Below are 13,502 nucleotides of genomic sequence, written 5' to 3'. Positions count from 1 at the left end.
ATTATTTTAAAGTTTTCTTAAGGATTTTTTAAGGATTATCTATTATAATAATTATTATAGAAAATCAATTGGAGGATATTTACAAAATGAATGAGAAAAATATTTACTTAGTATTTTCCAACACTGGAACTATACTTTCCAAATGCATTTATTTATATACTAAAGATAAATATGTTCATGTCTCTATAAGCTTTGATGATTCTTTTGAAAAGATGTACTCCTTTGGAAGGATATATCCAAGCATCCCCTTTATAGGTGGCTTTGTAAAAGAGAACTTAAAAGATGGTGTGTATAAAAGATTTGAAAATAGTAAATGCGTAATTTATAAAGTTAGTGTTAGCAATGATCAATATGATTTATTAAAAGAAGAACTTAATAAATTTATAAATAGCGATAAAAAATATGGATATAATTTAATTGGTCTTCTAGGGGTAGTTCTTCAAAGACCTATTAAAAGAAGTAATAGATACTTTTGCTCAGAGTTTGTATCACAGCTATTAATTAATAGTAATATTTACAATTCCGATAAATGTCCAAGCCTTATTAAACCAAGTGATTTATTAGAAATAAATCATAAGGAATTTATTTATGAAGGACTTATTAATAATTATAAAAATAATATTGAAGAATTAATTTCATAATAGGACTATTTATTAAAATAAAATTTATTTTGTGTTTATGACAAGATATTAATAATCCAAGCTATTAACAAATGGACTGCTTTACAATTAATAATTAAAAATGAAGAATTAGAAATTAATGAAAAACTCATAAGTGAGTTTTAAAAAATATAATTTTTCATTTATAATTACCACTTTTGTAGAGCAGTCCTTATTTTTAGTTTTTTACTATTCAACAGTATAATTTTACTTATCTTTATTTATAACTTTTTTAACTTTGTTAAACATCTTATAAAGTTTAGGATTTTCAGCCTCTTCTTCTAACTTTATTTTTAATTCTGTCATCTTCATAATAGGCTCTAACATATACATTGCATCTTCATATCCACTTTTTATCCTTAACCTTTTTGCCTCTCCATCTAAATTCAAGGTTCCATTTAGAACATTTTCATTTAAACTCCTTGGAAAAATCTCTATTATATGAGTATTCGGATATAATGATCTATCTACCCTAACTTCTCTAGATAACAATACTACTATTATAATATCACAATTTTCTCCATATACTGGTTGAATAGGGGTATTATCCGCAACCCCTCCATCTATATATCTGCCACCAAATAACTCTGTAGCTTCATATATTAAAGGAAGAGAAGCTGATGCAATAACTATTTCCTTACCTGTCTCTTCATCATGATCACTAACATTAAAATATTTCACCTTAAAGTCTGGTAGTTCTGTACAAGCTGCATAACAAACCTTTTTATTTTCTTTTACCTTTTCAATATCAAGGTATTTATTAATTATTTCTCTAGCACCATCTTTAGATACTGCACCTTCATCTATTTTTTGATTCATATACTTTTTAGCAACATTTATATTTTTTGCACCAATAAATAGGCCTAATCCCTTTTTTATTAGTTCAAACTTACTAACTGGAATAAGCTTATCTATAGTTACTTCTTCCCATAATGCTTCAGCTGCAACCATATCATCTTGTGCAAATAAAACTGCGTTAAAAGCTCCTATAGATGTACCAGAAAAGACTTCTATGTACTTGTCTATACCAAGCTCCTTTAAAGCCTTAAAAACTCCAAGTTCATAAGCACCCTTACCTCCACCACCTGATAATACTAAACCTATTTTCATAAAATCCCCTCTTTTTTTACATTTATATACCTTTCAATTTATAATTTGCTTCATTATAAATTATCATATTATAAATTATCTAATTATTCTTCATTATATAATAATTAAATTCTTTTTGCTAATTATTACTTTTTAAATCTATATAATCCTTAAGAAATATTAAGGTAAAAATAATATAATACCAATAAAGAATATGTTATTATTAATTAGCACATATAGTTAAGTAAATTAATGAAAGGAAATAATTATGTTAAATTATAAGGAAGAAATAGTTATAAAAGAAAAGCTACCCTTAAGAATAAAGAAAAAGTTTATAGAGGGTGTTAAGAATAAAGATTTTTTAATAACATTAGGAATCTTATTAATTAAATCTCTTATATTTATTATGCTTATATCAGATGATAAGGCAAATGGAGTTAATTTTAAACAAGTATTTTACTCAATGCCACCATTCTTAGTTTGGATAACTGTTAACTCAGCCTTTTTATCACTAGGTTTATTCTTTAATGAAAAGGTTCAAAAATGGGCATTTTGGACTTTAAACTTATTATTTACACTTATTGTTATTGGTGATATGTGGTACTTTAGAAGTAATGCTGTATTTTTAAATTATCATATGTTTAAAATGACTAGTAACTTAGATAACTTAGGCAGTTCAATAATTTCTATGTTTAGAATGGTAGACATTTTATTTCTTATAGATTTAGTAATAATTGCTTTTAGAAATATAAGATTTAGAAATAACTATACTAAATATAAAAGAAATGTAATTGGTGGACTAGCTATTTTAATTGTAAGTTTAATTTATCTTGGATATGCCAGAGTTAAAATAGATATTAAAAAGGTATCCTTTGAAAACCAATATGTTTTTGTGAAATCTTGGGCTCCTAATCAAACAATGTCAAACTTAACTCCTATTGGTTATCATTTATTTGATGCTTATAACTTCTATGAGCAATCTAAACCTTACATATTAGAAGGCGAAGAACTTGAAAATGTTAAAGAAACCTTATCAAGTTTAAAGGAAAATAATCCTGATAATGAGTATAGCGGAATAATGAAAGACAAAAACTTATTATTAATTCAATGGGAATCCTTGGAAACCTTTATAGTAAATCAAAAAGTAGATGGACAAGAAATAACACCTAATTTAAATAAATTACTTAATAACTCTCTATATTTTGATAACTTTTATGAACAAACCCATAACGGGACAAGTTCTGATGCAGAACTTATTATTAATACATCAGCTTTCCCAGTAAGAGAGGGTGCAACCTTCTTTAGATACCCAAGTAATACTTATGATTATTCCCTGCCTAATATATTTGAAAATATGGGATATACCACATTAGCATCTCATCCAGATCAAGGATCCTACTGGAACTGGCTAATTAACCTTAAATCAATAGGATATGACACCACACTAGACTCTACAGATTATGATACAAGTGACCGAATAAATCTAGGTGTCTCTGATAAGAGTTATTTAAAGCAATTTGGAGATAGGTTAAAGGAGTTAAAAGATCCATTCCTAGCATATACAATTACTTTAACAAGTCACTCTCCTTTTGAAATGCCTTCAGATGAAAAAGAGCTTATTTTACCTTCTAACTTAGAAGGCACTAAACTAGGTGGATACTTCCATTCAATTCACTACACAGATAAATACTTAGGTGAATTATTTGATGACTTATCAGAAAGTGGAATATTAGATAATACAGTTGTAGCAATTTACGGAGATCACGAAGGGGTTCATAAGTTTTATGATGATGAGATAGCTAATATGAAAAACTTAGAACCTTGGATGGAAGTAAATAATAGAAAAATTCCTTTTGTAATCTATAATAAAGATATTGAAGGAAAAACTTTTTCAATGCACGGTGGACAAGTTGATATACTTCCAACTTTAGCTTATCTTTTTGGCGCAGCAAAAGAAGAATATTCTAGTCCACTAACCTTAGGAAGAAACTTATTAAATACTAATAAAGATTATGTTATTCTTTCAACTAGGACACTACTTCAAAATGGGTTAAGTGAGGAAGATCAAAATAAGGTAGAAAGCTTATTAGATATAAGCGATAAGATGATAAGAGGAAATTATTATAGAAATGAGGCTGGTATTAATGAATAATAAAGTAATACTGAAAATTTTTATTGTTATAATGTTTTTAATGCCAATAATATCAATAGAAGATATTATTCCTTGGGCTCTTGCCTTATTCTTTATCCATAAAAGTATAAAGGGATTTAAAGTTAAAGAAGAACTAAAGCCAATTATATTAAACACAGTTTACTGTGGAGGATCTATTTTACTATATAATATTTTTGTAAGATATATAGAAAGCGTATTGGTTAAAGCATGGCTTTAACCAATTAATAATTAACAATTTACAATTAAGGATATAATTCCTTCGGAATTATTTAAATAAAGTTTTTAAAACTCCTTCGGGAGTTTTTTTGTATCTACTTTCTGGAGTATGAGTTTTACTGCACTTCTAAAGTCGTCTAGAGATTTGACTTCATTATAATTTCCTAAATAATAAAAAAGGAGCTAATGTTAGGTAGATTTTTCTACTTAACATTAGCTCTTTTTAATAGATCTATTTCTTCATAAATATATAATCAATTTACTTTTCTATAAATCTATCAATAAGTAAATCTCTAATATAATTTTGTTAAATTACTTAAGAGAATTCTTTGCTAATTCTACTAAATCAGCAAATGCCTTAGGATCATTTATAGCTATTTCAGATAACATTTTTCTGTTCATATCTATTCCAGCTAATTTGATTCCATTTATAAATTTAGAATAAGAAAGACCATTCATTCTTGTAGCAGCGTTTATTCTTGCTATCCAAAGTCTTCTGAAATCTCTCTTCTTTAATCTTCTTCCAACATACGCATTTCTTAAAGCTCTTATTACTGATTCATTAGCAGTTTTGAATAATCTGCTCTTTCCACCGTAGTAACCTTTTGCAAGCTTTAATACTTTTTTATGATTTTTACGTGAATTTACCGCTCTTTTAACTCTTGCCATGTTTCAAACCTCCTATAAATATGGTAATAATTTCTTCATTGCTTTTTCTTGAGTAGTTGAAACGTAAGCAGTTTTTCTTAAGTTTCTCTTTCTCTTTGAACTTTTCTTAGTTAATATATGACTCTTAAAAGCTTTAGCTCTCTTTAATTTTCCAGTTCCAGTCTTTTTAAATCTCTTTGCTGCACCTCTGTGAGTTTTCATTTTTGGCATGATTTTAATCTCCTCTCTAAAGTTATGCTTTTTTAGGACCTACAACCATTGTCATGTTTCTTCCTTCATGCTTTGCTGGTTTTTCTACTACACAAACATCTTCTAACTTTGAAACAAAATTTTGTAATATCTTTTGTCCAATATGTCCTAATGTTGCTTCTCTACCTTTAAATCTAACAGTGATTTTAACTTTATCACCGTCTAATAAAAACTTTCTAGCATTTTTTGCTTTAATAGCAATATCATTTTCTTCAATAGTTAAACTACATCTAATTTCTTTTAAAGTAGTAACTTTTTGCTTTTTCTTTGCTTCTTTTTCTTTTTTAGTTTGCTCATAAATATATTTTCCTAAATCCATTATCTTACATACTGGTGGATTTGCATTAGGAGAAATCATAACTAAATCTAATTCCTTCTCATATGCCATTTTTTGAGCTTCCTTTGTTTGAAGTATTCCTAATTGTGAACCATCATCCCCAATTACTCTAACTTCTCTAACTCTAATCGCTTCATTACAAGTAAAATCCTTACTTATATCAAGTCACCTCCAAAATTTTAAATAAATAAACAACAAAAATAGAGGACTAATGCCGCCCTCTAGTCATTATAAAAACCTAGTTACATAAACTAGATATTATTAAAACTAATTACCCTACTAAGCATAGCCGTAAGGTGAGAAACGGCTGTTTCTACTTTACATACAATGTATTTTATCACTATTTTTTATTTGTGTCAATTATTTTACAATATTTATTTTATACAATAATAAACCTTTTTATTCAATTATTATATATATGTTTCATTATTTAATTTACACTTTCAGGATTAATATTACTTTAAGTAAAAAATAGTTTTGAAAGTAAATTTTATTAATTGAAATCATGGATCTTTTAATTTTTTATATAAGTTGCTTGTATAATTACCTAACTGAAATATTTCACATATAAAATAGCTTAATAAAATATATAAATATTATTGCAACTTATATATGTTTTTTAATTAAAACTACTTTAAATTTCTATTTCTCCAGAAAAATCTAATATTCCACCTCTAAGATTATATAACTCTTTAAAACCTTCCTCTTCTAAAAAGTTACATGCAACACTACTTCTTACTCCTACCTTACAGTAAACTAAAATAGGCTTTTCTTTGTAATCTTCTATTTCAGACACTTCCCATTCTAGTTCTTCAACTGGAATATTAATTGAATTAAATAATCTCCCCTCCTTATATTCATTAAGTCTTCTTACGTCTAAAATTACTAAGTCTTTTTTATCTTTTATAAGCCTTTCAGCTTGCATACTATTTATTGATTTAATCATGTTTATTCTCCTATAGTTTTTCTATTATTATATTCCTTTAAATCTCTATATACAATATTTCAACGCAAATAATGTATTTTCATTAAACCAATTTATAAATCAAATAAAAAACCCAGCAAAGCTGAGTTTTTCAATAATTCTCTAATTTTCTCATTTTTTAATTCTTTAATTTTTTAATTGTTCCATTCCTAATTAAAGTCTTCCATTCTAATAAAATTATTTATCTTATAAACAGCATCTAATTTATATAATTCTTCTATAGCAGATTTAATATTACCTTCCTTAGTCATATGAGTTACAAGCACTATTGTTACTTTGTTTTCATTTTCTACATCTAGTCCCTTTTGTATTACAGATCTTAAACTAACATTATTTTCTCCAACTACTGAAGAAATCTCTCCAAGAACTCCTGGTCTATCTGCAACTGTTAATCTCATATAGTATTTGCTATCTATTTCACTAATATCACTAATTTCTTTTACCCATAAATTATTTTTAACTACGGGATTTAAGTTTTCTATTTCAATATTACTTCTTAAAATCGATACTACATCTGAAACTACAGCACTACCAGTAGGCAAATCACCTGCCCCTCTACCATAGAACATTAAGTCTCCCACTGCATTCCCTTTAATTAATACTGCATTAAAGGAGTCATATACATTAGCTAATGGATGATTTTCAGGTATCATAGTAGGATGAACCCTTAGTTCTAATCTACCATCATTATCTTTAACTATTGCTAAAAGCTTAATAACCTTTTTAAACTCTTTAGCATATTGTATATCTACAGACTCTATTTTAGTTATACCTTCTCTATAAACATCTTCAATCTTTATCTTTGTTCCAAAGGCTAAAGATGATAATATTGCAAGTTTATATTGTGAATCAAAACCTTCTATATCTGAAGTTGGATCTGCTTCTGCATATCCCATTTCTTGAGCTTCCTTTAAGGCATCATTAAAATCTAAACCATCAAAAGCCATCTTAGTTAAAATATAATTAGTTGTACCATTAACTATACCATATAATCTTTCGACTTTATTAGCTGTTAAACTCTCATTTATACCATTTATTATTGGAATTCCACCAGCAACACTAGCTTCATAATTAAACATTACGCCTTCCTTATCAGCCTTTTCAAAAAGCTCATCTCCACCAGTTGCAAGTAGCATTTTATTAGCTGTTACTATATGCTTTTTCTTATCCATAGCAGCAATCATATATTCTCTAGCAGGTTCAATTCCTCCCATTACCTCTACTATAATTTTAATTTCGTCATCATTTATAATATCATTAAAATCTGTAGTTAATAATCCTAAAGGAACCTCAACTCCTCTAGGTTTGCTAATATCCCTTACTAGTATCTTGGCTACTTCTACTTCATAGCCTGACCTTTTCATAATTTCTTCTTTGTTTGAATTTAATATCATCCAAACACCTCGTCCTACATTGCCTAGCCCCAACAAAGCAATTTTGACCTTTTTCATTTTGCTTCCCCCTTATTATATATTTAGCACTAATTTAAATACTTATTGCTAATATATCTATTATACTAATATATTAAATAATTTGCCATTATTACTTGCTTTTTTGTAATTAAATTTGAGTTTTTTAATCAATTTATCATTTTTAAACTAATTAATATTCTTATTATCCTTATTAATTTTATAAAAATACCATTAGAAAAAATTTAAATACCATTTAAAGTTCTAACAAAATTTCTTTTAGTAATTCTGAAAGAATTACTTCCTTATTTGCTAATTGAAAATTGTTAACTGTTAATTGAAAAAAGCTGCCTTTCGGCAGCTCTTATCTATCTTTTACTAGTATCAAATGGTTCACCAGCAGCTTTTGGTGCTTGTGAAGATTTAGAGAATAACACTAATGCAATTAATGTAACTACATAAGGGAATACCTTTAATACTACCCCTGGTATTGTAGCTAATGATGGAATTGCTTGAGATACATTAGCTATAGTTGATGCAAATCCGAAGAAGAAAGCAGCACCTAAAATACCTAATGGTCTCCATTGTCCAAATATTAATGCTGCTAAAGCTAAGAATCCAAGTCCAGCAACACTACCATTAAATTCTCCAGCATAAGTTAATAATATTATAGCTCCACCTAAAGCAGACATTCCTCCAGATATCATAACTCCAAGATATCTCATCTTAAACACACTAACTCCTGCTGCTGCAGCTGCTTGAGGATGTTCTCCACACGCTCTTAATCTTAATCCAAAACTAGTTTTATATAATATAAATATACTAACTATAAGTATAACTATAACAAGCCAAGTTGTTGCATACACTTTAGTGAAAAATAACGGTCCTATTACTGGTATTTCTGATAAGAAAGGAACATCCTTTGGTATAAAGGAGTTAACTCTTATATTACCACTACCTGTTATATTTCTTGCTAAAAATACAGTTAAAGCTCCAGCTATCATATTAATCGCTGTACCACTTATTACTTGATCTGCATTTAAGTTTATACTTGCAAAAGCATGTAATAGTGAGAATAACACCCCTACTAATACAGCTACTAAAAGTCCAATCCATAAAGCTCCTGCTACTCCATTTGCTTGAAGCTTAGAAACTGTTAAGGCACCTGCAAAGGAACCTATTATCATAAGTCCATCAAGCCCTATGTTTATAATACCACTTCTTTCACAATATAATGCTCCTAAAGCAGTTATTAATAAAGGTACTGTGTAGGCAATAGCATATGGAAAAATCTGTTCAATTATACTCCACATTATTTTTCCACCACCCTTTCAGAAGAATCTGTAGTCTTACCTGACTTATCATCTTTTTTCTTTTTAAATCTCCTAATTATCTTATCCATTACCATGCTTGTTGCAGCAAAGTAGATAATTGTAGCCATTATAGTATCTGCTAACTCAGGTGGTACCTTAACAGCAGCATTCATAAATCCTTTTCCTACGTATAATATTCCGAAGAATAATGATGAGAACACTACTCCTATTGGATTGTTTGCACCAAGTAAAGCAACTGCTATACCATCAAATCCTTGGCTTGGCATAACACCAATTTGCATTATATTTGAGTTACCTGTATATTGAATTGCACCAGCTAGACCAGCCAAAGCACCTGCAATCATCATAGAAAATACTATATTTCTATTAACTGGCATACCTGCATATTCTGCACCAAATCTATTATATCCACCAGCTTTTAATTCATATCCAAGTACTGTTTTATTTAATATAAACCATATAATTATTACAGCAATAATTGCTAAGAAAATACCTAAGTTTATATACGACCCTTTAAATAAGTTAGATAACCACTCTGCTTTTAAAGTAGCATTATCAGATAACATTCTTGATTCTGTTTCTAAGAATTCTCCTTTAAAGTACTTAGGTACTCCATAATAAACTATCCAGTAAGCTATCCAGTTCATCATAATTGAAGAAACAACTTCATTAACATTAAATTTAGCTTTTAATGCTCCTGGAACTGTAGCCCAAATAGCTCCACCTAGTACCCCAGCAAGAACTACTACTGGTACTAATATAAGTTTAGGAAGATCTAAAGTTAATCCAACAGCTATTGAACAAAATCCTCCAAATAACATTTGACCTGGAGTTCCAATATTAAATAATCCTGTTTTAAAGGCAAAGGCAACTGAAAGTCCAGTAAGCATTAATGGTGTAGCAGTTGCAATAGTATTACCTATTCTTTCTGGGTTCTTTAATCCACCTTGGAATAAATATTTATATCCTTCAACAGGGTTAAAGCCCATAACCATCATTAGTAGTGCACCTGCTAATAAGCCAAGTACTATTGCCATTATAGATTTTAAGCCTTGATTTTTTCCCATTAGCTTTCACCTCTCTTTATTCCTGCCATCATTAAGCCAACTTCATTTTCATCTGTTTCATTTGCATTTACTATTCCAACTAATTCACCATTATTTACAACAGCTATTCTGTCTGAAACATTTAAAACTTCATCTAATTCAAGTGAAACTAAAAGTACTGCTTTACCATTATCTCTTTGTTCTACTAATCTTTTATGAATATATTCAATTGAACCTACATCAAGTCCTCTTGTTGGTTGAACAGCAATTAATAAATCAGGGTTAGATTGAATTTCACGCCCTATTATTCCTTTTTGTTGGTTACCACCTGATAAAGATCTAGCTATAGATTTACCACCTTCACCTGATCTTACATCAAAAGTTTCAATAATATTATTTGAGTAGTTTTCTACTTCTTTTCTATTTATAAGTCCATTTTTTGAGAAAGGTTTATTTTTATATACCTTTAACACCATATTATCTTCCATATTATAATCTAAAATAAGTCCTCTTTTATGTCTATCTTCTGGAATATGTGCTATTCCTTCATCTATTCTCTTTCTAATAGATAATTTAGTTATATCATTCCCATTATAAATGATATTTCCACTTTCTACAGGTCTCATACCTGTTAAAGCTTCAACTAACTCTGTTTGACCATTCCCTTCAACACCTGCTATACCAACGATTTCTCCTCTTCTAACATTTAATGTGAAGTCTTTTAATCCTAATACTTTTTTATTATTTTTTACAGAAAGATTCTCAATTTTTAATACTTCTTCTCCAAGCTTTGCTTCCTTCTTTTCAACTTTAAAGGAAACTTGTCTTCCAACCATCATCTTAGCCATTTCAGCTTCTGATGTTTCTTTAACATTAACCGTACCAATATACTTTCCTCTTCTTATAACACTACATCTATCTGCTGCTGCTTTTATTTCTTTTAATTTATGAGTAATTATTATAATTGACTTACCTTCTTTTATAAGGTTTTTCATTATTTTTATTAAGTCCTCTATTTCTTGAGGAGTTAAAACTGCTGTAGGCTCGTCAAATATTAGTACATCAGCATTTCTATATAGCATTTTTAATATTTCGACACGTTGTTGCATTCCAACTGAAATATCTTCAATTTTTGAATAAGGATCTACGTTTAATCCATAAGATTTAGATAACTCTTCAATTTTCTTAGCTGCAGATTTTATATCTACAGTTAAAAACTTTTTAGGTTCTAAACCAAGTATTATATTTTCTGTAACAGTAAAGTTTTCTACAAGCTTAAAGTGTTGATGTACCATTCCTATTCCTAAATCATTTGCTACATTTGGACTAGAAATTTTAACTTCCTTTCCTTTAACCTTAATTACACCAGCCTCAGGCTGATACATTCCAAATAACATTCCCATTAATGTAGATTTCCCAGCTCCATTTTCTCCTAAGAGTGCATGGATTTCCCCCTTTTTGAGTTGCAATGTAACATTATCGTTAGCTACAATCCCTGGAAACTCTTTACGAATGTTGAGCATTTCTACTACATAACTCATGAGCATCCTCCCTATATTATTATTTTAAAATTTATGGATATATTATCTTTTTATGTAAAATTAAACTAGTCCATTCCTGATAGAAGAAAAAGACGGTACTTCCGCCTTTTTTCTTTAGTGTATCTATACTGAGAATGACTATTTAATTAAATCACCTTGTTCAGTACTTATTTTAATTTCATCATTCTTTATTTTATTATAAACTTCATCAACCTTAGACATAGTTTCAGCACTTAAATTTGGATTTTCCTTAGGAAGACCAATTCCATCATTTTTAGCATTAAAAGTTAAAGTTTTTCCACCTGGGAAACTTCCATTTAATTCATCTTTTATTATATCATATGTTGCATTATCAATTTTCTTAACAGCTGAAGTAAGTATTATTGACTTACCATTTTCCATAAGACCATCAGCATATTGATCAACGTCAACACCTATTATCCAAGCTTCTTTTCCTGCTGCTGCTCTAGTCTTTGCTTCATTTATAGATCCAACTCCAACTCCGCCGGCTGCTGTGAATATTGCTCTTACTCCATTATCATACATTGTTGCTGCAAGTTGTTGTCCAGCTGCAACATTATCAAAAGTACCTTGGTAAACTATATTTTCAGCTTTTAAGCTCATACTAGTTCCTAAATTTTCATTAGCATACTTAACACCTTGTTGGAATCCCCAGTTAAACTTTTGAACTGATGGAATTTCCATACCACCTATGAATCCTAAATCACCAGTTTTTAGCTCAACAGCTGCTGCAACACCTGCTAAGAATCCAGCTTCTTCTTCAGCAAAATATACTGAAACAGTATTTTCACCTACTTTTTCTACTCTTTCACTACCTGTTTTACCATTGTTAGGAGAACCATCAATAATTATAAACTTTGAATCTGAATATCTATCTTGTGCTTGGAAAATAGCAGTTTCAAACTTAAACCCTGGAGTTACGATAAACTTATAGTCTGTATCGTAAAGGTTTCCTATTTCCTTCATATAGTCAGCTTCTGTAGTTCCTGCTGGCTTTAAATAGTTAGCATCTACATTTAATTCATCTTTAGCTCTTGAAATACCTTCCCAAGTACCTTGATTAAATGACTTATCATCAATAGTACCGGCATCGGTTACCATACCTACCTTTAATTGATCAGCTCCACTAGTTGAACTATTTCCGCAACCAACTAAACCTGTAACCATTAGTGCTACTAACGCTAAAGCTATTCTCTTTTTCTTCATAAAAAATCCTCCTAATCTTTTGTGTATACTCATTTTATCTTTCGAACTTTCAAAAAGATTATACAATATATAATTCGCTATTTCAACAAATAAAAATGATTTTCTTTATTGATTAATGGTATCATTTGGAATTTAATATTTTACTACCGTATTATTATTAAAAATATGTAAATAATAATTTTTTTATAACAAAATTTGTCTAAACTCTCTTTTAATCTTATAAATTAATATTATAAATAAATAGTTTAAAAGTAATTTTCCCCAAACTATATGAAATTTATTATCAAAAATTTCAAAGAATCAATATTTTATTAACATTTTATTATTTATTCAATTTTCTCTTCATAGTTTTTACATTTAATAATAAAATTAAAAGTATTAATACTTATTAATACTCATTAAGATTATAATTAAGACCTTAAAATTGATATCCTTTACATCTGGCTAATATAAATAGAAGAATAACAAAACTTACTTCATTATACTGCCGAATTATCAAATAATATATTGTAATCAATCCTTATAATATTTGTGCTGTCCCACAAAAGCACATACCATTACCATAATA

13 protein-coding genes are annotated in these 13,502 nt (G+C 28.6%); 3 read left to right on the top strand and 10 right to left on the bottom strand.

The window, feature by feature from the left end; genetic code table 11:
- The first annotated feature begins 86 nt into the window (after nt 1-86).
- Nucleotides 87-641, top strand: coding sequence for a hypothetical protein (locus E5347_RS02295; RefSeq protein ID WP_136004210.1), 555 nt, complete (start codon nt 87-89; stop codon nt 639-641).
- Nucleotides 642-866: 225 nt separating this feature from the next.
- Here the strand turns inward: E5347_RS02295 and E5347_RS02290 are convergent, their stop codons facing one another.
- Nucleotides 867-1,769, bottom strand: coding sequence for a patatin-like phospholipase family protein (locus E5347_RS02290; RefSeq protein WP_136004207.1), 903 nt, complete (start codon nt 1,767-1,769; stop codon nt 867-869).
- Nucleotides 1,770-2,016: 247 nt separating this feature from the next.
- Between E5347_RS02290 and E5347_RS02285 the strand changes: the two genes are divergently transcribed.
- Nucleotides 2,017-3,900 (top strand): LTA synthase family protein, encoded by a 1,884-nt coding sequence (locus tag E5347_RS02285; RefSeq protein WP_136004203.1) that lies wholly within the window; start codon nt 2,017-2,019, stop codon nt 3,898-3,900.
- A complete protein-coding gene (locus E5347_RS02280; protein ID WP_136004200.1) occupies nt 3,893-4,138 on the top strand; it encodes a hypothetical protein in 246 nt (81 codons plus the stop codon). The genes E5347_RS02285 and E5347_RS02280 overlap by 8 nt, the downstream gene beginning before the upstream one ends.
- Nucleotides 4,139-4,449: 311 nt before the next feature.
- Here E5347_RS02280 and rplT read toward each other — a convergent pair whose 3' ends face one another.
- The 9 genes from rplT to E5347_RS02235 all read right to left on the bottom strand — a co-directional run bounded on the left by rplT (nt 4,450) and on the right by E5347_RS02235 (nt 12,934).
- Nucleotides 4,450-4,806, bottom strand: coding sequence for a 50S ribosomal protein L20 (gene rplT, locus E5347_RS02275; protein ID WP_136004198.1), 357 nt, complete (start codon nt 4,804-4,806; stop codon nt 4,450-4,452).
- A gap of 12 nt (nt 4,807-4,818) precedes the next feature.
- Nucleotides 4,819-5,016 carry a 50S ribosomal protein L35 gene (rpmI, locus tag E5347_RS02270; RefSeq protein ID WP_008679235.1) on the bottom strand — a complete coding sequence of 66 codons (198 nt, stop codon included), beginning with the start codon at nt 5,014-5,016 and terminating at the stop codon, nt 4,819-4,821.
- Between the two features lie 22 nt (nt 5,017-5,038).
- Nucleotides 5,039-5,551 carry a translation initiation factor IF-3 gene (gene infC / locus E5347_RS02265; protein ID WP_136004195.1) on the bottom strand — a complete coding sequence of 171 codons (513 nt, stop codon included), beginning with the start codon at nt 5,549-5,551 and terminating at the stop codon, nt 5,039-5,041.
- Nucleotides 5,552-6,026: 475 nt separating this feature from the next.
- Entirely contained in the window at nt 6,027-6,338 is a 312-nt protein-coding gene (locus E5347_RS02260; protein WP_243109703.1) for a rhodanese-like domain-containing protein, read from the bottom strand.
- Between the two features lie 188 nt (nt 6,339-6,526).
- A complete protein-coding gene (locus E5347_RS02255; RefSeq protein ID WP_136004189.1) occupies nt 6,527-7,828 on the bottom strand; it encodes a homoserine dehydrogenase in 1,302 nt (433 codons plus the stop codon).
- Between the two features lie 326 nt (nt 7,829-8,154).
- Nucleotides 8,155-9,099: an ABC transporter permease gene (locus tag E5347_RS02250; protein WP_136004186.1), complete on the bottom strand. Its 945-nt coding sequence runs from the start codon at nt 9,097-9,099 to the stop codon at nt 8,155-8,157.
- Complete coding sequence (locus E5347_RS02245; protein WP_136004182.1) at nt 9,099-10,187, bottom strand: ABC transporter permease; 1,089 nt, start codon at nt 10,185-10,187, stop codon at nt 9,099-9,101. The genes E5347_RS02250 and E5347_RS02245 overlap by 1 nt, the downstream gene beginning before the upstream one ends.
- Nucleotides 10,187-11,707 carry an ABC transporter ATP-binding protein gene (locus E5347_RS02240; RefSeq protein ID WP_136004181.1) on the bottom strand — a complete coding sequence of 507 codons (1,521 nt, stop codon included), beginning with the start codon at nt 11,705-11,707 and terminating at the stop codon, nt 10,187-10,189. The genes E5347_RS02245 and E5347_RS02240 overlap by 1 nt, the downstream gene beginning before the upstream one ends.
- Nucleotides 11,708-11,845: 138 nt before the next feature.
- Nucleotides 11,846-12,934 (bottom strand): BMP family lipoprotein, encoded by a 1,089-nt coding sequence (locus tag E5347_RS02235; RefSeq protein WP_136004179.1) that lies wholly within the window; start codon nt 12,932-12,934, stop codon nt 11,846-11,848.
- Nucleotides 12,935-13,502: the final 568 nt, after the last annotated feature.

This window comes from Clostridium sartagoforme (genome assembly GCF_004794105.1).
In the GTDB taxonomy this organism is placed as follows: domain Bacteria; phylum Bacillota; class Clostridia; order Clostridiales; family Clostridiaceae; genus Clostridium; species Clostridium sartagoforme_B.
The sequence above is the reverse complement of the archived record's forward strand: the minus strand, read 5'-3'. Positions and strand labels throughout refer to the sequence as shown.

Bases quoted from the DNA above. Each gene is read 5' to 3' on its own strand.
- E5347_RS02295 (WP_136004210.1), top strand. From the start codon at position 87: ATGAATGAGAAAAATATTTACTTAGTATTTTCCAACACTGGAACTATA.
- E5347_RS02290 (WP_136004207.1), bottom strand. From the start codon at position 1,769: ATGAAAATAGGTTTAGTATTATCAGGTGGTGGAGGTAAGGGTGCTTAT.
- E5347_RS02285 (WP_136004203.1), top strand. From the start codon at position 2,017: ATGTTAAATTATAAGGAAGAAATAGTTATAAAAGAAAAGCTACCCTTA.
- E5347_RS02280 (WP_136004200.1), top strand. From the start codon at position 3,893: ATGAATAATAAAGTAATACTGAAAATTTTTATTGTTATAATGTTTTTA.
- rplT (WP_136004198.1), bottom strand. From the start codon at position 4,806: ATGGCAAGAGTTAAAAGAGCGGTAAATTCACGTAAAAATCATAAAAAA.
- rpmI (WP_008679235.1), bottom strand. From the start codon at position 5,016: ATGCCAAAAATGAAAACTCACAGAGGTGCAGCAAAGAGATTTAAAAAG.
- E5347_RS02260 (WP_243109703.1), bottom strand. From the start codon at position 6,338: ATGATTAAATCAATAAATAGTATGCAAGCTGAAAGGCTTATAAAAGAT.
- E5347_RS02255 (WP_136004189.1), bottom strand. From the start codon at position 7,828: ATGAAAAAGGTCAAAATTGCTTTGTTGGGGCTAGGCAATGTAGGACGA.
- E5347_RS02250 (WP_136004186.1), bottom strand. From the start codon at position 9,099: ATGTGGAGTATAATTGAACAGATTTTTCCATATGCTATTGCCTACACA.
- E5347_RS02245 (WP_136004182.1), bottom strand. From the start codon at position 10,187: ATGGGAAAAAATCAAGGCTTAAAATCTATAATGGCAATAGTACTTGGC.
- E5347_RS02240 (WP_136004181.1), bottom strand. From the start codon at position 11,707: ATGAGTTATGTAGTAGAAATGCTCAACATTCGTAAAGAGTTTCCAGGG.
- E5347_RS02235 (WP_136004179.1), bottom strand. From the start codon at position 12,934: ATGAAGAAAAAGAGAATAGCTTTAGCGTTAGTAGCACTAATGGTTACA.